The sequence below is a fragment of the Polyangium sp. y55x31 genome, from assembly GCF_029946505.1.
Classification (GTDB): Bacteria; Myxococcota_A; Polyangia; order Polyangiales; family Polyangiaceae; genus Polyangium.
In genome coordinates, this window is the sequence record NZ_JARZHG010000021.1 from 51,846 (window position 1) to 73,666 (window position 21,821).

The 21,821-nt window shown below is 67.0% G+C and carries 22 protein-coding genes; 18 read left to right on the plus strand and 4 right to left on the minus strand.

Features of this window, described 5'->3' with window-relative positions; genetic code table 11:
• Nucleotides 1-71 precede the first annotated feature (71 nt).
• Entirely contained in the window at nt 72-1,331 is a 1,260-nt protein-coding gene (locus QHF84_RS30285; RefSeq protein WP_281316941.1) for an MFS transporter, read from the plus strand.
• 41 nt (nt 1,332-1,372) lie between these two features.
• Here the strand turns inward: QHF84_RS30285 and QHF84_RS30290 are convergent, their stop codons facing one another.
• The 3 genes from QHF84_RS30290 to QHF84_RS30300 form a co-directional block, all read right to left on the minus strand.
• Nucleotides 1,373-2,260: a hypothetical protein gene (locus tag QHF84_RS30290; protein WP_281316942.1), complete on the minus strand. Its 888-nt coding sequence runs from the start codon at nt 2,258-2,260 to the stop codon at nt 1,373-1,375.
• A 41-nt stretch (nt 2,261-2,301) separates the two neighbouring features.
• The gene (locus tag QHF84_RS30295) at nt 2,302-2,643 is read right to left on the minus strand and encodes a helix-turn-helix domain-containing protein (RefSeq protein WP_281316943.1); all 342 of its coding nucleotides are present in this window, start codon (nt 2,641-2,643) and stop codon (nt 2,302-2,304) included.
• 239 nt (nt 2,644-2,882) lie between these two features.
• A complete protein-coding gene (locus QHF84_RS30300; RefSeq protein WP_281316944.1) occupies nt 2,883-3,227 on the minus strand; it encodes a helix-turn-helix transcriptional regulator in 345 nt (114 codons plus the stop codon).
• A gap of 289 nt (nt 3,228-3,516) precedes the next feature.
• Between QHF84_RS30300 and QHF84_RS30305 the strand changes: the two genes are divergently transcribed.
• The 3 genes from QHF84_RS30305 (at nt 3,517) to QHF84_RS30315 (ending at nt 6,004) form a co-directional block, all read left to right on the plus strand.
• The gene (locus QHF84_RS30305) at nt 3,517-3,939 is read left to right on the plus strand and encodes an STAS/SEC14 domain-containing protein (protein WP_281316945.1); all 423 of its coding nucleotides are present in this window, start codon (nt 3,517-3,519) and stop codon (nt 3,937-3,939) included.
• Nucleotides 3,940-4,091: 152 nt separating this feature from the next.
• Nucleotides 4,092-5,357 (plus strand): hypothetical protein, encoded by a 1,266-nt coding sequence (locus QHF84_RS30310; RefSeq protein WP_281316946.1) that lies wholly within the window; start codon nt 4,092-4,094, stop codon nt 5,355-5,357.
• Complete coding sequence (locus tag QHF84_RS30315; RefSeq protein ID WP_281316947.1) at nt 5,354-6,004, plus strand: hypothetical protein; 651 nt, start codon at nt 5,354-5,356, stop codon at nt 6,002-6,004. The genes QHF84_RS30310 and QHF84_RS30315 overlap by 4 nt, the downstream gene beginning before the upstream one ends.
• On the opposite strand, the gene QHF84_RS30320 is transcribed toward QHF84_RS30315, so the two are convergent.
• Nucleotides 5,978-6,724 carry a hypothetical protein gene (locus tag QHF84_RS30320; protein WP_281316948.1) on the minus strand — a complete coding sequence of 249 codons (747 nt, stop codon included), beginning with the start codon at nt 6,722-6,724 and terminating at the stop codon, nt 5,978-5,980. The genes QHF84_RS30315 and QHF84_RS30320 overlap by 27 nt on opposite strands.
• A gap of 118 nt (nt 6,725-6,842) precedes the next feature.
• Between QHF84_RS30320 and QHF84_RS30325 the strand changes: the two genes are divergently transcribed.
• The 14 genes from QHF84_RS30325 (at nt 6,843) to QHF84_RS30390 (ending at nt 21,819) form a co-directional block, all read left to right on the plus strand.
• Entirely contained in the window at nt 6,843-7,697 is an 855-nt protein-coding gene (locus tag QHF84_RS30325; RefSeq protein ID WP_281316949.1) for a hypothetical protein, read from the plus strand.
• Between the two features lie 100 nt (nt 7,698-7,797).
• Complete coding sequence (gene gnd / locus QHF84_RS30330; protein WP_281316950.1) at nt 7,798-9,231, plus strand: decarboxylating NADP(+)-dependent phosphogluconate dehydrogenase; 1,434 nt, start codon at nt 7,798-7,800, stop codon at nt 9,229-9,231.
• A 205-nt stretch (nt 9,232-9,436) separates the two neighbouring features.
• Nucleotides 9,437-10,084, plus strand: a complete 648-nt coding sequence (locus QHF84_RS30335) for a cytochrome c3 family protein (RefSeq protein ID WP_281316951.1) — start codon at nt 9,437-9,439, stop codon at nt 10,082-10,084.
• A gap of 10 nt (nt 10,085-10,094) precedes the next feature.
• Entirely contained in the window at nt 10,095-13,139 is a 3,045-nt protein-coding gene (locus QHF84_RS30340; protein ID WP_281316952.1) for a TAT-variant-translocated molybdopterin oxidoreductase, read from the plus strand.
• 1 nt (nt 13,140) lies between these two features.
• Nucleotides 13,141-14,490 (plus strand): NrfD/PsrC family molybdoenzyme membrane anchor subunit, encoded by a 1,350-nt coding sequence (gene nrfD / locus QHF84_RS30345; protein WP_281316953.1) that lies wholly within the window; start codon nt 13,141-13,143, stop codon nt 14,488-14,490.
• A 1-nt stretch (nt 14,491) separates the two neighbouring features.
• A complete protein-coding gene (locus tag QHF84_RS30350) occupies nt 14,492-15,088 on the plus strand; it encodes a DUF3341 domain-containing protein (RefSeq protein ID WP_281316954.1) in 597 nt (198 codons plus the stop codon).
• Nucleotides 15,085-15,693, plus strand: coding sequence for a cytochrome c (locus tag QHF84_RS30355; protein ID WP_281316955.1), 609 nt, complete (start codon nt 15,085-15,087; stop codon nt 15,691-15,693). The genes QHF84_RS30350 and QHF84_RS30355 overlap by 4 nt, the downstream gene beginning before the upstream one ends.
• On the plus strand, nt 15,690-16,871 hold the full coding sequence (locus QHF84_RS30360) for a hypothetical protein (protein WP_281316956.1): 1,182 nt from the start codon (nt 15,690-15,692) through the stop codon (nt 16,869-16,871). The genes QHF84_RS30355 and QHF84_RS30360 overlap by 4 nt, the downstream gene beginning before the upstream one ends.
• 2 nt (nt 16,872-16,873) lie before the next feature.
• Complete coding sequence (locus QHF84_RS30365; protein ID WP_281316957.1) at nt 16,874-17,254, plus strand: hypothetical protein; 381 nt, start codon at nt 16,874-16,876, stop codon at nt 17,252-17,254.
• 54 nt (nt 17,255-17,308) lie between these two features.
• On the plus strand, nt 17,309-18,127 hold the full coding sequence (locus QHF84_RS30370) for an SCO family protein (protein WP_281316958.1): 819 nt from the start codon (nt 17,309-17,311) through the stop codon (nt 18,125-18,127).
• On the plus strand, nt 18,124-19,215 hold the full coding sequence (gene coxB, locus QHF84_RS30375) for a cytochrome c oxidase subunit II (protein WP_281316959.1): 1,092 nt from the start codon (nt 18,124-18,126) through the stop codon (nt 19,213-19,215). The genes QHF84_RS30370 and coxB overlap by 4 nt, the downstream gene beginning before the upstream one ends.
• Nucleotides 19,212-20,879 (plus strand): cbb3-type cytochrome c oxidase subunit I, encoded by a 1,668-nt coding sequence (locus QHF84_RS30380; protein ID WP_281316960.1) that lies wholly within the window; start codon nt 19,212-19,214, stop codon nt 20,877-20,879. The genes coxB and QHF84_RS30380 overlap by 4 nt, the downstream gene beginning before the upstream one ends.
• Nucleotides 20,857-21,489 (plus strand): cytochrome c oxidase subunit 3, encoded by a 633-nt coding sequence (locus QHF84_RS30385; protein ID WP_281316961.1) that lies wholly within the window; start codon nt 20,857-20,859, stop codon nt 21,487-21,489. The genes QHF84_RS30380 and QHF84_RS30385 overlap by 23 nt, the downstream gene beginning before the upstream one ends.
• A gap of 9 nt (nt 21,490-21,498) precedes the next feature.
• Nucleotides 21,499-21,819 carry a cytochrome C oxidase subunit IV family protein gene (locus tag QHF84_RS30390; protein WP_281316962.1) on the plus strand — a complete coding sequence of 107 codons (321 nt, stop codon included), beginning with the start codon at nt 21,499-21,501 and terminating at the stop codon, nt 21,817-21,819.
• The last annotated feature ends 2 nt before the right edge of the window (nt 21,820-21,821 follow it).

Consider the following 21,821-nt stretch of genomic DNA (forward strand, 5'->3'; position numbering starts at 1 on the left):
GCGTGACACGAGCCTGGCTTTCTGGCATGGATGGGACGCCCCCCACGCCCCTCCCGATGCCAGATACAGCCATGTCCACCGCCGAAGCGGCCTCGCGCGAGAAGGTGCGCGACCGCGTCCTGTTCGTCGTCGTCGTGACCGTGTTCCTCGACCTCGTCGGGTTCGGGATCACGATTCCGCTGCTCCCGTTTTACGTGAAGCCGATGGTGTCCGAGGAGTGGTCGGGCACCGTCACGGGAATGCTGATCAGCAGTTATTCGCTGGCGCAGGCGCTGGCGACGCCGTACCTCGGGCGTTTGTCCGATCGGTTCGGCCGGCGCGCGGTCATCGTGCTCAGCCTGCTCGGCAATGCGGCGAGCATGGTGCTCTTCGCGGCGGCGGTGCACTTCCAGGTGCTCTGGTGTCTATTCGTGTCGCGTGTGCTCGCGGGGGCGACGGCGGGCAACCTGGCCGCGTGTCAGGCGGCGATCGCGGACGTGACGGACAAGAAGGATCGCGCGGCGGCCATGGGCCGTCTCGGGGCGGGGATCGGGCTCGGGATGATCATGGGGCCTGTGATCGGCAGCATGACGGCCGAGATCGCGTCCTGGGCGCCGCCGATCGCGGCGGCCGTGATGGCCTTCGCGGACCTGATCCTCGCCGCGGCGCTCATGCCGGAGACGCGGCCCGTGCGCGAGCCCGAGCGCGGCGGGCACGACGCTTATCGTGGCCCCACGCGGGACGAGCCCCGGAAGGAAGCGACCTTCACGGAGATCGTCGCCGACAAACGCGTCGTGACGATCCTGCAGATGTATTTCTTGACGTTCATGGCCATGACGGTCCTGAACGTCGCGTTCCCGCTCCTCTCGCACGATCGTTTCGGGTGGACCGGCAAGCAGGTCGGTTACATGTTCGCGATCTTCGGCGTATCCGGGGTCATCATCCAGGGGTTTTTGATCAAGCGCCTCTCGGCGCGCTTCAGCGAGCTCACGCTCGTCGAGTGTGCGGCCGCGTTCATGCTTGCGGGCTTGCTCTTCGCGGCATTCTCGACGCATTCGTGGATGATGGTCCTCGCGAACGTCCTCGTCGGCGTGGGCGTGGCCATCAACAACCCGTCCATTTCGTCGCTGGCGTCGAAGTTCGCCCGGGAGGACCAGCGGGGCACGGTGCTCGGGTATGCGCAATCGACCGGGAGCTGGGCGCGGACGATCTGGCCCGTGACGTGGGGCTTCATGTACAACCGCGTGGCGCCGATTGCTCCGTTCCTCGGCGCCGCGGCCGGGGCGGCGATGTTGCTCGGGGTCGCGTTGATGCTCCACAAGCAGGCGACGCTGGCTTCCGAGCAGGGGTAGGGGAGCCAGGCTTTGCGAGCGGCAGGCCGCCGCGTACGAAGCTAAAATCCGTTCAGCTCGTCCACCACCTGGAACAGCGCGCCGAGATCATAAAAATCCACGGCGACGAAGTTCGGAATCTGCCCGCCCTCCGTCTGGCATTGTTTCGCCCGCGGCGACAGCACCTCGTACGCGTTCGCCGTCTCGCCCCGCTCGGGCGTCGGGATCGGCCCGATCCAGTGGTTCAACAGAAACAGGTCGTTCCCTTGTGTCCCCCGGTTCGGCGCGCAGTTGAAATCCTCAACGCTCTCGAACGAATACGGCGTGTCCCAGGCGATGTCCCAGAAGTGATGATACCACGCGGGCGGCGGCCCCTCGTCCTCGGCGCCCACGATGAGCTGCTTTCCATCGAGCAAGAGCTCCCGCAGCGTCGGCCAGGGGCTCCCGGCCTCGTGCGCATACGTGCGACCTGCGAGCCCGGCTTTCTCGAATGCGCCCGCCGTCTCCTCGGGCGTGATGCCGTCCTGGATGATGAGCGTCACCACCTCGTGCGGGTGTGCGTCGAGAAAGACGCGCATCTCGACGAGCGCGTCCACGAAGAGCGTATGTCCGAGCTCGCAGATCGAGTGGCACAGATGGAGATCGTCGTTCCAGCGGTGCGTATCGATCAGCATCGCGCGGATGCCGTCTTCGAGCTGGCGTTTCATGCCGAAGTTCTGGTTCGGCGCGGCCCAGCCGAGCTCGAACGAGGACATGGCATTGTGCGTCGCGGGGAACGCGACCGTATCGAAGGGCTTGTCGCAGAGCTCTGCGCGGCCGTTGCATTCGGAGGGCGGCGGGGGCTTTCCGGGCTCCGGGTCCGGATTCGCCGGGTCCCCGGAGCCGCAGGCGAAAAGCCCGAAGGAAGCGGTCCAAAGCAAAGCGTGAAGCGAAAAGCGTGTCCCGTGCACGCCCTCGAGCGTACACGGGAACGTCACCTACGAGAAGCGCGTCAGCGCGCCTTCTTGATGCCGAGATCCACCTGGAGCTGCCGGCGGATCTTCTTGACGTCGGCGTTCGAGAGCTGCCGCAAGAGCTCCGCCACGTGGGCGCGCTCGTCCTCGGCCGGGAACGTCAGGATGTAGAGCGGCGGCACTTCGAAGCCTGCCGCGAGGCGCTCGATCGTCTGGATCGTGATGGCGGCGAGCCCGTGCTCGACGCTCGAAAGGTGACCTTTCGACAGCGCGCTCGCGTCCGCGAGGGCCGCGAGGGACATGTTTCGCTCGAGGCGCAGCTCACGGATACGGGCGCCCACCTGCATCGCAAACGGATCGGGAACGGATCGTCGGGGCATGGTCCTCGTCTTTCTCGGGCCGAAAAAGCGCGGCCCGACCGGCGAAACACGCCGGCAAGTCACAAGTTCGTCGAAATGGTATCCCCCGCGTGAATCGGCCGGATCACACGGGCCAGCCATCATGCACGTCCTCGGACGCACGGAGTACCGAAAAATGGTCCTCGATCGGACGTTTTTCGTCCCACCGCGCCCGGCGCGCCATGACGCGGCGCGCGGGGCGCGGTAGGACGAATTTCGTCCTAGCTCCGCTTGACGCGCACGCCGGTCTCCTCCTGGATCCGGCGGCGGATCTTGCGCACGTCGGCGTTCGACATCTCGCGGAGCAGCTCCGCCGTCTTCGCGCGCTCGTCGTCGGCCGCGAACGTGAGCAGGTAGAGCGGGGGCACGCCGAAGCCGAACGCGAGGCGCTCGATCGTCTGGATCGTGATGGCCGCGAGCCCGTGCTCGACGCTCGAGAGATGGCCCTTCGACAGATAACAGGCGTCGGCGAGCTTTCCGAGCGAAAGTCCGCGCTCCTTGCGCAGCTCGCGGATACGGGTGCCCACCTTGAGTGCAAACGGCTCGGGAACGGTTCGTCGCGGCATGATGATGTGGTTCTCGGGCGATCCGGAAAAAGGATCCCCGACCGGCCCTCCTGTGCCGGGATCTGTACGGGTTTCGCGAGGACGTTTCGCCGCCCTCGATGCGTGAGACTCGATCGCGAGATCGGGCGCGCCGGCGACTCGTCCGCGCCGCGCCGAACCCATCGAACGCGTCCATCTTGCATCCATTGGACGAACTCGTCACGCGCGAATTGTAGGTGGTAGGACATTGTTCGTCAGGGGATCGGCCCTCCTTCCATCACCACGCGCGAGCGTGTATCTTCGTTCCGTCGTGGCGAACCAGCATGCCGGTTTCGAGAGGATGGGGGCGCACTGGTCCAGGCGCGAAGGCGCGATCCTCGTCGTGCGCTGGAGCGGCGAGGTCACGCTCGACGACATGAAAGCCTTCTACGAGCGCATCGACGAGATGGGCCGCGACGAGCCGGCCGTCTATTGCCTCTTCGACAGCGCGCACTCGCTCTCCGTCACCCGCGAAGCGCGCGTCTGGGCCGTCTGCGAGGCCAAGGGCGCCAAGGCGATCCGCGGCATCGCCGTGGTAGGCGCGACCTTCCCCGTACGCGTCCTCGGGACGATGCTGAACCGCGCCACGGACGCGCTCCTTCGCCACGGCGTGCCGCTCGCGTTCTTCGATACCGCCGAGGAAGGCCGCGCCTACCTCGAAGCCGAGCGAAAGAAATCCGCGGCCCTCCGCTGATTTCATTTTCTCCCGCATTCGTGTCCGGCCCGGCCCGTCTCCCTGGCAGTTGACGATCGGGGGGGCTCGACCGGAGGTTTCCCGTGAGGGCGGCGTAGCGGCCCGGAGGCTCGTGATGCTTCCGGTCTGGCCTCGCGCCCCGGGAGGCCATCGTGGGGGAGCCGAGCGGCGTGCCGCCGCGCGGAGGGGATACGTCCGCGCCGAGGCCGGAGGGCACCATTCGAATCGAATCGATCCGGGTCGACTCCGATCACGGAACGCTCCGCGGCTGCGACGAGCCGAGCGGCTGGCGTTTCTCCGATCATGCCTGCCCCGAGCCCGAATGGACGCCCACGTCCCGCGTCCCGGTCAGCCATACCCTCGGCGAAAAGGTCCGCCTCGAGCTCACCTTCGACGCTGGCGCGGCGCTGCCGGGCCCCGTCACCCTGAACGGCGAAGGCCCGGAAGGGATCCAATTTCGACAAACCCTTCCGATCTCTCCCGGGACGTCCTCGATCACCCTCGTCTCCGAGAATCCGCTCGCGCGAAAGCTCGACGATCTCTCGTTCGACGTGCGCTGGTCCGCGTCCGAGGCCGCGCTCGTCGCGCCCGCCGTCACCTCCATTCCCATGTTCGTCACGATGGGGCCGCCGCGATCCACGCCCACGGCGCCCTACGAGGAGGACGGAGCGACGCCGCGGCGCGTGGCGAAGGCCGTGGAATGGGCGAAGCAGGCGAACAGCCTGGATCCACACGCCATCGTCGAGAGCTTCTTGCGCCGATTCCCGTATTACGCCCTCCTCCCGAGCCCCGACGTGCCCGCGGAGTACGACCACCCGCGTTATTTCAACGACGTCGGCGGCGCCTGGCCGATGGTCGACTACGTCGCCGCCTCCGGCGAGTGCCAGGCCATCGTGCGCCTCGTGCGTGGCATGCTCGCGCAGATCGGCGCGCCGGGCGAGGCGCGGATACTCGTCGTCTGGGCCGATCCGGACCAGGGCAACGGCGAAAAGCCCCTCGTCGCCGACTGGGAGGAGGACCCCCGCGCGGGTTTGTCGAAGACGATACAGGTCGGCGACAAGCGCCTCTCCGCCGCGCTCGTGGACGGTCCCGTGGTGGAAGGAAATACCTACCCGCCCTCGCATACCCGCCTGCCCGACGGCAAGGTGAGCCCAGGCTTGAACCGGTACGAGGCGTGCCTCGAATTCTCGTACGGCGGCATCACCCGTTATTATTGCGGCGGCGTCGGCGTCCTCTCGTCCAGGCACGACATCCTCAAGGTCTTCTGGGGCCTCGTCTGGGTGGAGTTTCTCGAGGACGAGGGGTATCGGGTCGAGAAGATCGTGCAGCGATATCGAAGCGGTGAAGCGCAGCCCCGTGAAACCGTGGGCGACCGCATCCGCTCGTTTTTCCGTCGTTTCGCGAGGCGACTCCAATGAAATGGTTCGACGACATCAAAACCGCAGAGTCCGAGGGCTTCGACGAGCTCGACGGCCACGCCGACGTGCCCGGCCAGGCCCTCGCCGAATCGAGGCACTGGGCCCGCACCCTGTTTGCCCAGGGAAAAGGCCCCTACGACGCCGCTCGCCCCGTCCGGCGAAAGGTCCACCGCGCCACCAAAGCCGCGCCGGATCTCCTGCGCCACGAATACGACGTGGACGACCTCCACCTCTCGATCGTCGAGGGTCGCTCGTTCGCGCTCGTCATCGTCTCGCGGGACAGCCTCGACGTGCTCGCGCTCCCCGAGGACGAGCGCGCCGCGGCCATCACACGCGTCGCCGCCACGCTCTTCCACCCCGTCTGCGTCTCCGGCGGCGTCTGTTTCCGCTTCCCCGAGCGCATCGACGAGGGCACGTTTTTCTCGACGAACCCGGATCTCGAACCACGGCTCCTCGGCGCCTGGCAGGATCGCCTCGACGCCGGCATTCGCGGCGGCGAGCTCGTTTTCCTCGCCTACAAGCGTTTGCCCTGGATGGCCGGCTTCGCCAATCCTTTCGCCTGGCTCCGCGAGGGCGAGCGTATCGATCAAAAGCCGCGTTTTCGTTTCCCGTTCCGGAGATCAGGCGCCAAGCGCAAGCGCCGCTGAGCGCCGAGCACGTCCATCGCCGAGCGGCGGGGGCGCCCGCAGGATCTCCTCCAGGATCACGTCGGCCTCGGGCGCCACGCCGTCGAGCGCCTGCCCGAGCCGCGCGTGATCGGCCGCGTCGAGCGGCGCGAGCCCGAGCCGTGCCCGCACCCCGGAGATACGAATCGCGATCCCCTCGCCGTATTGATATCCCTCGATCCACGGCCCCCGCTCGATCTCCGCGCGGAGCCGCTTCATTCGCCCGTCGAACGTGGCGCGCTCCTCCGCGGTCCGCTCGTGCGCGCTGAAATGGTGCATCGTCGCGGCCGCCTCGAAATCTGCCTCGATCGCCGAGAATCCCTCGACGAGGGCTGCGCGTGTCGTTTCGAAGCCCACGCGCCGGAGGAGCGCGCCGTCCAGGCACATCTCCCAGGTGACGTGCGCGAGGAGCCCCATTCGTTTTGCTTCGAGGCTCGCCTCGCGAATGCGCGCCGCGACGAGCTTTTCTCCTTCGAGGAAGACCCGGTCGCCGTGAAACCAATGGTCGACGGCCACGTGGTGCCGGATCCCGGCGAGCACCTCCGCGAGCCCATTTCCAGGCGACCCAGAGACCTCGACGGGATGGCGCGGCCGCACACGCCGGTCCGCCATTCGCCAGAGATCAGGCAGCATCGCGCCCGCGCCGGCCGCGCGCGAGCCCGTGTGCGCCTCCGCGAGGTGCCTGTGCAGGAGAAAGTTCACGGTTGAAGTTTAGCATGCCTTCGTTCTTGCTCGGGCTTTCCATCACGTCGCATGCGTGCTAGCCCTCGTCGCCCGGGGGACCGGCCCTCCGGACTCGGCCCCGGGCAGGAGACGAATCATGAAACGTTTTGTGACTTCCTTGATCGTGCTGGCCCTCGCCGGCGCGGGTTCCCTCATCGGTTGCGGCGACGACACGAACAATACGACCGGCGGCGGAAACGGCGGCGGCGGAAACGGCGGCGGCGGCGGAAACGGCGGCGGCGACGCCTCCATCCCCATCGACGACGTCGGCACCGCGACCGCCGATCTGTACTGCGGGCTGGTCTACTCCTGTTGCACGACGGCCGAACAGGACAAAGCGTTCGAGGGCCTCAACCCCAAGCCTCAGAACGAGGCCGAGTGCAAGCAGGTCTTCAAGGGCATTTACGACATGCTCGTGCTCCCGCGCCTGAAGAAGGCCGTCGGGGCGGGCCGGATGGACTACGACGGAGATCTCGCGGCGAGCTGTCTCGCCAAGCTCGACGGATCCTGCACCGCGATCAACGGCGATCCTTTCGAGGCGGACCCCGAATGCCAGAGCGTCTTCCTGGGCAAGGTGGCCGACGGCAGTGATTGCAGCGGCGACGACGAGTGCGCGGGCGCCGACTCCGTTTGCGTGGGTGATACCGATACGGAGCTCGGCAAGTGCCAGGCGCGCGGCGCGGCCGGAGCGGCCTGCGATTTCGACGACGACTGCGCCACCGGCTACTGCAATTTCTCGTCGAGCATGTGCGAGGAGCTGAAGGCCATCGGCGAGGCGTGCAGCGGCTTCGGCGGGTGCAAGGACTCGTATTGCGACAGCATGACGAACGTTTGCACGGCCAAGAAGGCCGACGGCGAGGCCTGCACGGGCCCCGACGAGTGCGAGAGCAACGACTGCGACCTCGCGACGAGCGCCTGCATCACGGCCGCCCCGATCTGCGACGGGATGTGACGAGCGCGCGCCGCGAGGCGCCGTCCTCCGCCGGAGACACCTCCCGGGCGACCTGCTAGAGTAGCGCCGCCCGGGAGGGAACCCGGAGTCGGAGGAGGACATGGAAGCGGCGCAAGCGAAGATCGGCCTCGTCGGCCTCGGGGTGATGGGAGAAAACCTCGCCCTCAACATCGAGCGGCATGGTTTTCCCATCGCCGTCTACAACCGCGAACCCCACAAGGTGGACCACCTGCTCGCGACGCGCGCGAAGGGCCTCCGTTTCTTCGGCGCGCACAACCCCGCCGAGCTCGCGCGTCTCCTGGAACGTCCGCGCAAGATCATCCTGCTCGTGAAAGCGGGCCAGCCCGTCGATTGGACCGTCGACCAGATCCGTCCGTACCTCGAGCCCGGCGACATCATCATCGACGGCGGCAATTCCTGGTACGAGGACACCGAGCGCCGCCAGCGCGAGCTCGGCGCGTCGGGCATTCGTTTCCTCGGCTCGGGCGTCTCCGGCGGCGAAGAGGGCGCGCTCTGGGGCCCCTCGCTCATGCCCGGCGGCGAGCGCGCGGCGTACGAAGAGATTCGCCCGATCTGGGAGGCCATTGCGGCGAAGGTCGACGACGGCCCGTGCGTCACGTACATCGGCCCCGGCGGCTCGGGCCATTTCGTGAAGATGGTCCACAACGGCATCGAGTACGGCGACATGCAGCTCATCGCCGAGGCGTACGACATCCTCCATCGTGGCCTCGGCTTCTCCGCCGATCGCCTCGCCGAGGTCTTCGCGCGCTGGAACGAGGGCGTCCTCTCCTCGTTCTTGATCGAAATCACGGCCAAGATCTTCCGCGCAAAGGACACCGAGACCGGCACGCCGCTCGTCGACCTCATCCTGGACAAGGCGGGGCAGAAGGGCACGGGCCTCTGGACGTCCAAGGTCGCGCTCGACCTCGGCGTCGCCATTCCCACGATCGACGCCGCCATCATGGCGCGCCTCCTCTCGGGCAAGAAAAATGAGCGAATCGAGGCCGCGAAGGTCCTCGAAGGGCCCCGCGCCGGCGTATTCCAGGGCGACGAGGAGGAGATCGTCTCGGCCGTGCACGACGCGCTTTATGCCGCGAAGATCTGCTCCTACGCGCAGGGCATGGCGCTGCTCCGCACCGCCTCGGATACCTTCCACTGGGACCTGCCGCTCGGCGAGATCGCGCGTATCTGGAAGGGCGGTTGCATCATTCGCGCCCAGTTCTTGGGCGGCATTCGCGAGGCCTACGCGAAGCGCCCCGACCTGCCGAACCTGCTCCTCGACGATCGGTTCCGCGAGGCGATGGCGAAATCACAGTCCGGTTTCCGCAAGGCCATCGCGTTCGCGCAGGGCGCCGGCATTCCTTGCCTCGCGTTCTCGTCGAGCCTCGCCTATTACGACACCTATCGCTCGGAGCGCCTCCCGCAGAACCTGACCCAGGCCCAGCGCGATTACTTCGGCGCCCATACCTACGAGCGCGTCGACAAACCCGAGCTCGGCGCCGTGCACACCGACTGGCCCTCGCTCGTCGGCTGATCCGCGTAGGGGTTTTCCCCGCGCCCGTCCGTTCGTCCCGCCGCTCCTTTTCGCTCCTCTCCGCTCGCCTGCCAGCCTGCTCGTCCTCTCCACCGGCCGCTCGTTCGCCCCGGAAAGCAGCAACGCCGCCCCCCCGATTCCCATCGAATGCTGCTGGATGCGCCCGCGGCGCGCTCGCCGTGCGGACGTCCGAGAAGGCACGAGGATGGCGGCTCTCTTTCGTCCCTGGACCAATACGGCCTTTCGGATCGGGCTGATCGGCCTCGTCGGTGGTGCCATCACGCTCGTGGCCGCCCCCATGATCTGGGTGCGCACGCCGAACTGGCGAAAGCAGTTCGACGCGATCGACCAGCCCGTCGAGTTCGATCACCGGCATCACGTACAGGATGACGGTATCGATTGCCTCTATTGCCACAAGGAGGCGACGGTATCCGCCACGGCCGGCATTCCCTCGACCGACCTCTGCATGGGTTGCCACAACCAGATCTGGAACAAGAGCCCCATGCTCGAGCCCGTCCGGCGGAGCTACTTCTCGGGTTTGCCCATCCCGTGGAATCGTGTCCACGACGTCCCCGATTTCGTCTACTTCAATCACGCGATCCACGTGAACAAGGGAATCGGGTGCGTCAGTTGCCACGGGCGCGTCGACGAGATGGGCCGCGTCTATCAGGTCGCCGACCTGAGCATGAACTGGTGCCTCAATTGCCACAGGCAGCCCGAGAGCCACGTCCGCCCGCTCGATCGGATCACCGACATGACCTGGAAGGCCGCGGATCAAAGCACCCTCGGGCCATACCTGGTCCGCGAATACGGCGTTCGAAGTATCACCAACTGCAGCGCCTGCCATCGATAGGAGAGCACCTTTGGGCAACGACGTACGCGCGCTCTGGGAGAGGATCCTCGCAGGCAAGACGGGCCGTGATTACTGGCGCAGCCTCGCCGAGCTCGTTTCCGAGGGGAGCCCCGAGGACAGGCAAAGGGAGTTTCCCGAGGGGGCGGACGAGCGTCCGGACGAACCCTCGCGCCGCAGCTTCATGAAGCTCCTCGGCGCCAGCATGGCGCTCGCGGGCGTCACGGGTTGCGTCAAGGACCCCGTCGAGAAGATCCTGCCCTACACCCACCGTCCGCCCGAGGTCACGCCGGGTCTGTCCAGGTATTACGCGACGAGCATGACCCTCGACGGACTCGCGACGGGCCTGCTCGTCGCGAGCCGCGACGGGCGACCCATCAAGATCGAGGGCAACCCCGACCATCCGGCCAGCCTCGGCGCGGCGGGCGTCCTCGAGCAGGCGTCCATCCTCGGCCTGTACGATCCAAACCGCGCGCGGGCCATCACGCAAAAAGGCGCGCTCGCGTCGTGGGATGCGCTCGCGACGGAGCTCGCACGTCCGCGCACCGATCGGGGCGCCGGGCTCCGCATTCTGATCGAGCCCACGGCCTCGCCGCTCCTCGCGAGCCTGCTCGGCCGGCTCCTCGCGGCGTATCCGGCCGCGCGCGTCACCGTGCATTCGGCGTTCGAGACGGGCGCCGCCGCGCAAGGGGCCACGCTTGCCTTCGGCCGCCCGCTCGTGCCGCAGCTCGACCTCCGGAACGCCTCGGTCGTCGTCTCGCTCGACTCGGACTTCCTCGACGGGCAGGGCATGCATTTGCGGCATTCGCGCCATTTCGCCGAGCGTCGCCGCCCGGGCTGGCCGAGCCCCACGATGAACCGGCTCTACGTCGTCGAGAGCATGCCGAGCTGCACGGGCACCGTCGCCGATCACAAGCTCCGCCGGCGATCGAGCGAGATCGGCACGTTCGCCGCGGCCCTCGCGGCCGAGATCCTGCTCGGCGGCAAGCCGCCTTCGGCCGTCTCGCCCGATATCGTCGTGGCGCTCCGCCCGTTCCTCGGCCGCGAAGAGCGCGCCCTCGTCGGCGCCATTGCGAGGGACCTCGTCCGCGCGGGGAATGGCGGCCTCGTCGTCGTCGGCGACCGGCAACCGGCGCACGTGCACGCCCTCGGCGCGCTCGTGAACTCCGTCCTCGGCGCCGTCGGCTCCACCGTCTCCATGACCGACCCCATTCTCTGGAATCCGGGCACGGCCGGGCAGGATCTCGCGGCGCTCGTCGCCGAAATGCGCGTCGGCGCCGTCGACACGCTCGTCATCCTGGGGGGCAACCCCGTGTACACCGCGCCGGGCGGTCTCGATTTCGCCGGGGCGCTCGGCAGCGTCCGCCAGAGCTTTTACCTCGGCCTCTACGCGGACGAGACCGGCGCGCGGACGACGTGGTTCGTCCCGGAGACACATTACCTCGAAGCCTGGGGCGACGGCCGCGCGGGGGACGGCACCGCGTCCGTCGTGCAGCCGCTCATCCGCCCGCTCTTCGGCGGCCGCACCGACGCCGAGATCCTCGCGACCTTGCTCGGCACCACGTATCCGAGCGCGCACGCCCTCGTGCGCGAGCAATGGCGGACGATGCTGGGCGAGACCGATTTCGAGGCGCGCTGGGAGGCGACCCTGCGGCGTGGCTTTTTGCCCGGCTCCGAGGCCCCGGTGGTCCGAGCCGATCTCGCGGCGCCCGGCATTGTGGCGGCCCTCGCGACCCTCGCCGCCGCGCCCGCCCCCGCGCCCGATCGTTACGAGCTCGGGTTCTACTACGATTCCAAGGTTCACGACGGCCGCTTCGCGAACAATCCGTGGCTCCAGGAGCTGCCCGATCCCACGACCAAGATCACCTGGGACAATGCGGCCGTAATCAGCATCCGCACGGCGAGCGAGCTCGGGGTCATGAACGGAGACCTCATCGAGATCACGCTGCCAGGGTTCGATAATGCCGTGCCCGCGGTCACGACGAGCCCTCCGCCGGCCACGACCGTGGTCTTGCCGGCGTTCGTCATGGCGGGCCATGCCGACCGGGCGATCTCCTTGCGCCTCGGCTATGGCCGGGGGGCGGCGTTGCCCGTCGCCGAAGGCGTCGGGACAAACGTCCAGCCGCTCCGCCGTCAGGGCCGCTCGTTCCTCGACGGCGCGTCCGTGCGGCCCACGGGCGAGAAGCACGCCCTCGCGCAGACCCAAAAACACTGGGAGCTCCACGACCGGCCGATCGCGCTGTCCGCGACGCTCGAAGCATACCGCGACAAACCGGGGTTCACCCGCGAGCAGAAGGGCCCCGTGCTCTCGATCCTGCCCGCGGTCGATTACACGGGCGAGCAGTGGGCGATGAGCATCGACATGTCGATCTGCACGGGGTGCAGCGCGTGCGTCGTCGCCTGCCAGGCCGAGAACAACATCCCCGTCGTCGGCAAGGCGGGCGTCCTCCGGAGCCGCGAAATGCATTGGCTCCGCATCGACACCTATCACACGGGCGAGGTCGACACGCCGGAGGTCGTGCACCAGCCCATGCTATGCCAGCACTGCGAAAAGGCGCCGTGCGAGTACGTCTGCCCGGTGAACGCCACCGTCCACAGCCCCGACGGGCTCAACGAAATGGTCTACAACCGCTGCATCGGCACGCGGTTCTGCTCGAACAACTGCCCCTACAAGGTGCGGCGGTTCAACTGGTTCGACTGGATGGAGGAGAAGCCCGAATTCAACGGCGACATCCGTACGCTCCAGAAAAACCCCGACGTCACCGTCCGCGAGCGTGGCGTGATGGAGAAGTGCACGTTCTGCGTGCAGCGCATCCGGCGCGCCGAGATCGACGCCAGCATCGAGCGCCGCGCCATTCGCCCGGGCGAGGTCACGACGGCCTGCGCCCAGGCCTGTCCGACGAGCGCCATCCGGTTCGGCTCGCTCGCGCACAAGGAGACCGACATGGTCCGCTGGCGCGAGGAGCCGCGCAGCTTCGGCGTCCTGCACGAGCTCGGCACGCGTCCGCGCATTCAATACCTCGCCCTGATCAAGAACCCGAACCCGGAGGTGGGTTGATATGGCCACGGAGCCGGTCTTCATCGGGCGCCCGACGGACGCCGAGCTCTCCGACCAGCTCCTCTCGACCGCCTGGCGGCCGTGGAGAAGGCTCGGGAAAATCGGCTTCCTCGTCGCCATCCTCGGCACGTTGTCCCTGTTCATCGGGATCACGCTCACCGTGATGTACGGCATCGGGATGTGGGGAAACAACATCCCGGTCGCCTGGGGCTTCGGCATCATCAATTTCGTCTGGTGGGTCGGTATCGGCCACGCAGGCACCTTCATCTCGGCCGTGCTCCTGCTCTTCGAGCAGAAATGGCGCACGAGCATCAACCGCTTCGCCGAGGCGATGACGCTCTTCGCCATCCTCCAGGCCGCGATGTTCCCGGTCCTCCACCTCGGGCGGCCGTGGTTCGCCTACTGGATCTTCCCGTACCCCGCCACGATGGGCGTCTGGCCGCAATTCAAGAGCGCGCTCCCCTGGGACGCGGCGGCTATCTCGACCTATTTCACGGTCTCGCTCGTCTTCTGGTACACGGGCCTCATCCCGGATCTCGCGGCCATGCGGGATCGCGCGCCTACACGGGCGAAGCGATTCATTTACGGCATCTTCGCGCTCGGGTTCACCGGCGCGTCGAGCTCCTACCGCCATTACCGCGTCGTGTATGGTCTGCTCGCGGGCCTCTCGACGCCGCTCGTGCTCTCCGTGCACTCGATCGTGAGCTCGGACTTCGCGATCACGCTCGTGCCCGGCTGGCACTCCACCATCTTCCCGCCGTTCTTCGTCGCCGGCGCGATCTTCTCGGGGTTTGCCATGGTGCTCACCCTGGTGATCCCGGTGCGCAGCCTGTTCCGGCTGCAGAACGTCATCACGAAGAGGCACCTCGACAACCTCGCCAAGATGGTCCTCGTGACGAGCTGGGTCGTCACCTACTCGTACATCCTCGAATTCTTCATGGCGTGGTACAGCGGCGACGAATACGAGATCTTCCAGTTCTTCGAGGCGCGGCCCTTCGGACCCTGGGCCTGGATCTTCTGGATGATGATGATCTGCAACGCGGTCATCCCGCAGGTCTTCTGGTTCCGGAAGGCGCGCCATAGCCTCGCCGTGCTCTGGTTCGTCTCGCTCCTCGTCAACGTCGGCATGTGGGCCGAGCGCTTCGTGATCATCGTCATGGGCCTGCAGCGCGATTACCTGCCCTCGGCCTGGGACGTGTTCGTCCCGACGTACGTCGACTGGTCGATCTTCCTCGGCACGATGGGTTTCTTCCTGCTGCTCTTCCTGCTCTTCTTGCGGTTCGTCCCGTTCGTTCCGCTCGCCGAGGTGAAGGAGCTCAAGCACGAGCTCTCGCACGAGGAGGAACACTGAAATGCGGAGGACGCAACAGCGCGGGATCGTGGGCGCGTTCGACACGCCCGAGGAGATCATCCGGGCGGCCCACGAGCTCCGCAAATCCGGCTATCGCAGGCTCGAAGGGTACACGCCGTACCCCCTCCTCGACCTCGAACGGGCCATCGGGCGCGGGCGGTCTCGCATCGGATTCGCGGTCTTCCCGTTTGCCATCGCGGCGGCCGCGGGCGCCTACCTCGTGCAATGGTGGACGAACGGCGTCGATTATCCTCTGAACGCCGGCGGCAGGCCCGCGCACGCGCCGCCCGCGTTCGTCCCGGCCACGTTCGAGATGGCCGTGCTCTTCTCGGCGCTCGCGGCCTGCATCATCCTCGCGATCTGGTCGGGCTTGCCGTCCCTGTGGCAGCCGATCTTCGAAGTACCGGGCTTCGAACGCGCCAGCATCGACAAGTTTTTCCTGGCCGTCTCCGACCTCGATCCCGCCTTCGACCGCGAGGCGACCGCGCAGAGGCTCACGGAGCTCGGCGCGAGCCGCGTCGAGCCGCTCGGGGTGCACCCGGCGACGGACGCCGAGCTCGACGAACGGCTCGAGCGAACGGAGGGAGAGGAGTCGTGAAGCCCATTGCCGCCCTCCCGCTCGTCCTCGCCGCCGGCCCGCTGCTCGCGAGCTGCAAGAACTCGGGCCCCGAGATGGATTTCGAGCGTATGGTGAACCAGGCGCATTTCGAGTATTACGAGGAGGCCCCGTTCTTCGAGGATCGCCGCGCCATGCGCGAGCCTCCCGAGGGCACGGTCCCGCATGATCGTTTGCTCGGGCCGCCGGAGCTGATGAACGGAGTGGTGGACGGCAAATTCGTCGAGGCCATTCCGGTGCCGCTCTCGCGGCCCATGCTGAACGACGGCCGGAAGCGCTTCGAGGTCTTCTGCGCGCCCTGCCACGGCGTGGGCGGCGACGGCGTGAGCGTCGTCGCGCACAACATGGAGCTGCGCAAACCCCCGAGCCTCGTCACCGCGCCGGTCCTCGATTACCCCGCGGGACGCATCTACCAGGCCATTTCTCAGGGCTACGGGCTCATGCCCACCTATGGCCACGATCTCGGCGTCGAGGAGCGCTGGTCCGTCGTCGCCTACGTGCGCGCGCTCCAGCTTCGCAATGAAGGCGTCGCCGTTGGCACCTTGCCCGAGCCCGTCCGCGTGCGGATGCAGGAGGAGCTTCGATGAACCCCGAACCCAGCATTTTCACCGGAGGAGGCCGGCTCATCGTCGTGGGCGTCCTCGCCTTCCTCGTCGGCGGCATCGCGCTCGTCGTGGGCGGCGTCGCCCACGGCCGAGACGCATTCTATGCCTACCTCTCGGCCTATGCGTGGCTCGTCTCCCTGCTCGTCGGTGGGCTCATCTTCCTGATGATCGTCCACGCGATGGACGCGAAATGGCCCGTCGCCCTCCGCCGCGTCCTCGAGGGCGTCACGGGCGTCCTGCCGCTCGCGGTGATCGGATTCATCCCCATCGCCGTCTCCGTGTCCACGATCTATCCCTGGACGTCGCCGTCGACGATTCCGGATCACGAGGTCCAGCGGCTCGTCGAGCACAAGCTGCCGTACCTGAACACGTCCTCGTTCTTCGTGCGCGCGTTCCTGTATTTCGGCGTCTGGCTCGGCATCTCGTATTTCCTCCGGCGCTGGTCGCTGCGCGGGGACTGGGCCCCGGCCGCCACGGACAAACCGCGGTTCCGCGCCCTCTCGGCGCTCGGGTTGCCTCCGGTCGCGCTCGCGTTCACGTTCGCGGGCGTCGACTGGCTCATGTCCCTGACCCCCGCCTGGTATTCGACCATGTTCGGGGTGTACTGGTTCGCCGGCGGCTTCCTCGGCGCGCTCGCGTTCCTCGTGCTCGCGACCTACGGCTTGCAGCGCGCGGGAATGCTCACCCGGGTCGGCAGCTCCCATTATTACGCGCTCGGCCGGCTCCTGCTCTCCTTCACGATCTTCTGGGCGTACATCGCGTTCTTCCAGTTCTTCTTGATCTGGATCGTGAACAAGCCCCACGAAGCGTCGTTTTATGCGCCACGCATGAAGGAATTCGCATCGCTCAGCATCCTCGTCGCGGCTGGCCGGTTCGTCGTTCCGTTCTTCGCGCTCTTGCCCTATCGGATCAAGCAGCAGCCGAGCACGCTCGCGCCGATCGCGATCTGGATCCTCTTCATGCACTGGGTCGACATGGAATGGCTCGTCATGCCCTCCGTGCGCACCAGGGGGCCCATCGTGCACTGGCTCGACGTTGCCGCGCTCGTCTGCGTCGGCGGGGCCGCGCTCGCGTTCGGCACGTTCCGCCTGCGCGGCCGCCCGATCGTCCCGAAAAACGACCCCTCGCTCGAGGATGCATTCCGGTACGGGAGCGTTTGAACATGAGCCACCCCGAGCACGAAAAGCGCCACGGAATCGTCCAGCAGGAAGAGGACGTCCTCCCGCCGCGCCTGATCATGTACGCGGTCCTTGGTTCCATCGGGTTCGCCCTCGTGCTCACGGGGGTCTCCTACGGCATTCAACGATCGCGCGAGGCCGCGCTCCGGCCCTCGGGGGTCTATCCCGAGATGCACCTCGGCCCGATCGAAGAGCGCTCGAACGTCCACGAGGAGCTCTTCTCGAACCTCGGGCGGGGGCAGATCGTCGAGCTCACGAAACGTCAATCGATCGAGCAATTCGAATGGGTCGGCGAGGACCGCGCGAAGGTGCGCGTCCCGATTGACGTGGCCATGGACCTCGTCGTGAGCGGCGCGGGTCGGTAGGGGCATCGAAGGAACGCCGCGCCCTTCGGGGCGCGGCGTCAGGGGGAGCTCTTGGTGAGACGATTCGGCTGGGCTTTGGCCCTCTCCATGATGCTCGCGGGCGCGCCGGTCGCCGCCGCGGAGGAGACACGCGCGCTCCCCATGGCGGCAAGGCAGGCGGACGTCGACGAGCGCCTCGGCGGCTACGTCCCGCGCGATATCGTCCTGCGCGGCGAGCGCGGCGAAGAGGTGAAGACGGGCGAGCTCCTCAGGGGCGACATCCCCGTGGTCCTCGTGCTCGCTTATTACCGCTGCCCGATGCTCTGCCCGCTCTTGCTCACGGGCGTTTCGAGGGGCCTTTCGGAGGCGGGGTATACGCCGGGCGAGGATTATCGGCTCGTCACGGTCAGCATCGATCCGGAGGATACTCCGACCGACGCCGCGAAACGCAGGGACGCGCTCGCCGAGAAGCTCGGCGCGAAGCCCGGGAGCTTGCGGTTCCTCGTGGGGACGGCCGAGGCGTCGCGCGCCGTGGCGGACGCCGTGGGCTTCCGTTATGGCTACGATTCCACGACCGAGCAATATGCGCATCCGGCGGTCGTCACGGTGCTCGCGCCGGACGGGCGCATCTCGCGGTACCTCTACGGGCTCGAGCCCTCCGCGCGGGATTTGCGGCTCGCCCTGGTCGAGGCCGCGGCGGGCAAGGTCGGCACGATCGTCGATCGCGTGCTCGTCACCTGTTATCGCTACGACCCGGCGACACGAAGGTACGGGCCGTACATCACAGGGTTTCTCCGCATTGGATCGCTCCTGATTCTGTGCACGGTCGGAACGACCCTGGGCATGTTGTGGCGCCGGGATCGGCGCCGGGGACGAGGGGGGGAACCCCGATGAACGATCTGCTCCGTACGATCCTGTTTCTGCCGCGGCAGGCGTCCACCATCGCCGAGGCGATCGACAAGCTCCATTATTTCGTCATCATCATGACGATGGGGGGCGCCTTGCTGGTGACCCTCATCGGCGGCTGGTTCTTGTTCCGCTATCGACGCACGGCCGTCCAGAAGGACCCGTCGCGCCGCATGCTCGGGACGACGCCGGCCATCTGGCTCGAAGCCGTGGTCGTGCTCGGCCTCTTCGGCATGTTCATCATGTGGTGGGTGATCGGATTCTGGCAATTCATGGCCATCCGCGTCCCGCCCGAGAACGCGCTCGAGATCTACGTCACGGGCAAGCAATGGATGTGGAAATTCGCGTATCCGCAAGGCGCGAACTCCATCTCGACGCTGTACGTCCCCGCCGGGCGGCCCGTGAAGCTGATCCTCACCTCGCGCGACGTCATACACAGCTTCTTCGTCCCGGATTTCCGGCTGAAGGAGGACGTGGTCCCGGGGCGCCTCACCACGCTCTGGTTCGAGGTGAAGGAGCCGGGCAGGCACGACATCTTCTGCACGGAGTATTGCGGCGTCAGCCACTCGACCATGCGCGGCGAGATCATCGCGCTCTCGCCCGAGGAATACGAGCGCTGGCAGCAAGGCAAATCGCCGGGGCCGGCCGTGGCGGGCCCGCTCGACCTGCGCCCGTCCGTCGTCACGGAGTACGAGCCGCCGGAGCCCGTGAACATGGTTCGTCAGGGCGAACGCGCCGCGGCCGAGCAAGGCTGCCTGCGCTGCCATACCCTCGACGGCACGCCGCACCTCGGTCCGACCTGGGCGGGCCTCTATGGCTCCACGGTCCCGCTCGAAGACGGGAGCCGTGTGAAGGTCGACGAGGCGTACATCACCGAGTCGATGATGGATCCGCTCGCGCGCATTCACGCGGGCTATCAGCGCATCATGCCGAGCTACCTCGGCCTGATTCGCCCGGCCGACACGAGCGCCATCATCGAGCTCATGAAGAGCCTGCGTGACGTGCGCCCGAAGCCCGGCGCGCAGGCGCCCTGGGGCACGGTCACCATTCCGGAGACGCGGGAGGGGGGGCAATGAGCCAAGCGACCATCGACGCCGATACCAGGCCGGGAGCGCTCGGCGTCGGCGCGGAGCATCCGGATTATCTGCGTGCGGACAGCGGCCTGCGCTCGTGGCTCCTCACGAAGGACCACAAGCGCATCGCCCTGATGTTCTACGTGGGCGTGATCCTCTTTCTGGGGCTCGGCGGCACCTTCGCCCTCGTGCTCCGCACGGAGCTGCTCACGCCCGAGCAGACGTTCATCGACGCGAATACGTACAACCAGATGTTCACGCTCCATGGCATCACCATGGTCTGGTTGTTCATGATCCCGGCCATTCCGACGGTCTTCGGCAATTTCGTCCTGCCGATCATGCTCGGGGCCAAGGATCTCGCGTTCCCGCGCGTCAACCTCGCGAGCTTCTACGTCTACGTCCTCAGCGCGATCATCCTGCTCGGGGCCATGCTCGCGGGCGGCGCGGACACGGGCTGGACGTTTTACGTGCCCTACAGCACGACGTCGCCGACGGCCGTCACCTGGATGGGGATCGGCATTTTCGTGAACGGCATCTCGTCGATCATGACGTCCGTCAATTTCATCGTCACGACGCACACGCTGCGGGCGAAGGGATTGAGCTGGCACCGGATGCCTCTCTTCGTGTGGGCGTCCTACGGGACGAGCATCATCATCCTCTTCGCCACGCCCGTCCTCGGGATGTCGCTCCTCCTCATCGCAATCGATCACACGTTCGGCCTGAGCCTCTTCAATCCGCGGTTCGGCGGCGACCCGGTGCTCTTCCAGCACCTCTTCTGGTTCTATTCGCACCCGGCCGTGTACATCATGATCCTCCCCGCGTTCGGGGTGATCAGCGAGGTCGTCTGCTCGTTCTCGCACAACAAGCCGGCGAGCTACCGCGCCATCGCGTATTCGTCGCTCGGGATCGCGTTCGTCGGGTTCTTCACCTGGGGTCACCACATGTTCGTGGCGGGCCTCAGCGAATTCGACGCGGGCGTCTTCGGCGCGCTCTCGATGTTCGTCGCGATCTTCTCGGCCATCAAGGTCTTCACCTGGGTCGCGACGCTCCGCGGCGGCTCGATCAGCTTCGCCACGCCGATGCTGTATTTCCTGTGGTTCCTCTTCCTGTTCGTCTTCGGCGGGATGACGGGCGTGGCCGTGGCGACGCAATCGCTCGACGTGCACTGGCACGACACGTATTTCGTCGTCGCGCACTTCCACTTCATCATGGTCGGCGGGACCCTGACGGCGTTCCTCGCGGCCGCGCATTACTGGTTCCCCAAGATGTTCGGTCGGCTCTACGACGAGCGCGTCGGCCTCTTGACCTCGGTCGCCGTGTTCATCGGGTTCGTGTTCACGTTCCTGCCGCAGTTCCTCCTGGGCAACGGCGGCATGCCGCGGCGGTATTTCACGTATCCCGAGCGATACCAGTGGCTCAACGTGCTCTCGACGGGCGGCGCGTGGCTGCTCGGGGCGGGGCTCATCCTCGCGCTCGGCAACCTCCTCGTCGCGCTGAAATGGGGCAAGCGCGCCGGGCCGAACCCCTGGGGATCACGCAGCTTCGAGTGGATCACCGCGTCCCCGCCGTCGAAGCACAACTTCGAGGAGACGCCCGAGATCGAACGTTCGGCCTACGAATACACGCTCTCCGAGGAGGTGGCCCGTGAGCGCGCAAAGGCTCGCTGAGCAATTCGAGACCCTCGAGAAGCAGGACCACGCCGCGCGGCTCGGGATGTGGATGTTCCTGGGCAGCGAGACGCTGCTCTTCGGGGCCCTGTTCGCCGTGTACGCGTATTACCGCGGGATGTACCCGTCCGAGTTCGTCCAGGCGCTCCACCACAACAGCGTGGCGCTCGGGACGACGAACACGGTCGTGCTCATCACGTCGAGCTTCACGGTGGCCCTCGGGGTCCATTTCGTTCGCGAGGGGAAAACTCGCCTCACGGCGGCGCTCTTCGCCCTGTCGACCTTGTTCGGCGGCGTCTTCCTCGTGGTCAAGGGCATCGAGTACGCCCACCACATCCACGAGAATGCGCTCCCCGGCGGGATGTACTCGTTCGTGGAGCAGCCGCCGGCCGGCGTGGTCCTCGGGATCACGCTCTACTGGTTCATGACGGCCCTGCACGGCCTGCACGTGATCGCCGGCATGATCATGCTCGCCGCGGTGGCCGTGCTCTGCTTGAAGGGGAGATACGGCACCCATCGGTTCGTCGCCGTCGAGAACGTCGGCCTTTATTGGCACCTCGTCGACGTCGTCTGGATTTTCCTCTGGCCCCTCTTCTACCTCACGGATTGAGGCGACGACATGATCAGCGCGCACGTCACCACTCCCAAGCTCATCGGCTCGTGGATCGCCCTGCTCGTGCTGACGTTCCTGTCGTTCGGAACCTCGCGCCTCGGCCTCGGCGAAGTGGAGCTCCTCATCGCGCTCTCGATCTCGGTCGCGAAGACGCTCATCGTGCTGTTCATCTTCATGCACCTCGTCGAGCAGCGCTTCGCGAACAGGCTCATCGTCATTTTGACGTTCCTGTTCATCGCGCTGCTCGTCTCGCTCACGGTCGCCGATCCCTTGACGCGCAAGACGTTCCCGCCGCGGCCCGATCCCGCAGCGCATCCCTATCCGTGATG

Bases quoted from the DNA above. Each gene is read 5' to 3' on its own strand.
- QHF84_RS30285 (WP_281316941.1), top strand. From the start codon at position 72: ATGTCCACCGCCGAAGCGGCCTCGCGCGAGAAGGTGCGCGACCGCGTC.
- QHF84_RS30325 (WP_281316949.1), top strand. From the start codon at position 6,843: ATGAAACGTTTTGTGACTTCCTTGATCGTGCTGGCCCTCGCCGGCGCG.
- QHF84_RS30390 (WP_281316962.1), top strand. From the start codon at position 21,499: ATGATCAGCGCGCACGTCACCACTCCCAAGCTCATCGGCTCGTGGATC.
- QHF84_RS30295 (WP_281316943.1), bottom strand. From the start codon at position 2,643: ATGCCCCGACGATCCGTTCCCGATCCGTTTGCGATGCAGGTGGGCGCC.
- QHF84_RS30360 (WP_281316956.1), top strand. From the start codon at position 15,690: ATGAACCCCGAACCCAGCATTTTCACCGGAGGAGGCCGGCTCATCGTC.
- QHF84_RS30350 (WP_281316954.1), top strand. From the start codon at position 14,492: ATGCGGAGGACGCAACAGCGCGGGATCGTGGGCGCGTTCGACACGCCC.
- QHF84_RS30315 (WP_281316947.1), top strand. From the start codon at position 5,354: ATGAAATGGTTCGACGACATCAAAACCGCAGAGTCCGAGGGCTTCGAC.
- QHF84_RS30365 (WP_281316957.1), top strand. From the start codon at position 16,874: ATGAGCCACCCCGAGCACGAAAAGCGCCACGGAATCGTCCAGCAGGAA.
- coxB (WP_281316959.1), top strand. From the start codon at position 18,124: ATGAACGATCTGCTCCGTACGATCCTGTTTCTGCCGCGGCAGGCGTCC.
- QHF84_RS30335 (WP_281316951.1), top strand. From the start codon at position 9,437: ATGGCGGCTCTCTTTCGTCCCTGGACCAATACGGCCTTTCGGATCGGG.
- nrfD (WP_281316953.1), top strand. From the start codon at position 13,141: ATGGCCACGGAGCCGGTCTTCATCGGGCGCCCGACGGACGCCGAGCTC.
- QHF84_RS30380 (WP_281316960.1), top strand. From the start codon at position 19,212: ATGAGCCAAGCGACCATCGACGCCGATACCAGGCCGGGAGCGCTCGGC.
- QHF84_RS30300 (WP_281316944.1), bottom strand. From the start codon at position 3,227: ATGCCGCGACGAACCGTTCCCGAGCCGTTTGCACTCAAGGTGGGCACC.
- gnd (WP_281316950.1), top strand. From the start codon at position 7,798: ATGGAAGCGGCGCAAGCGAAGATCGGCCTCGTCGGCCTCGGGGTGATG.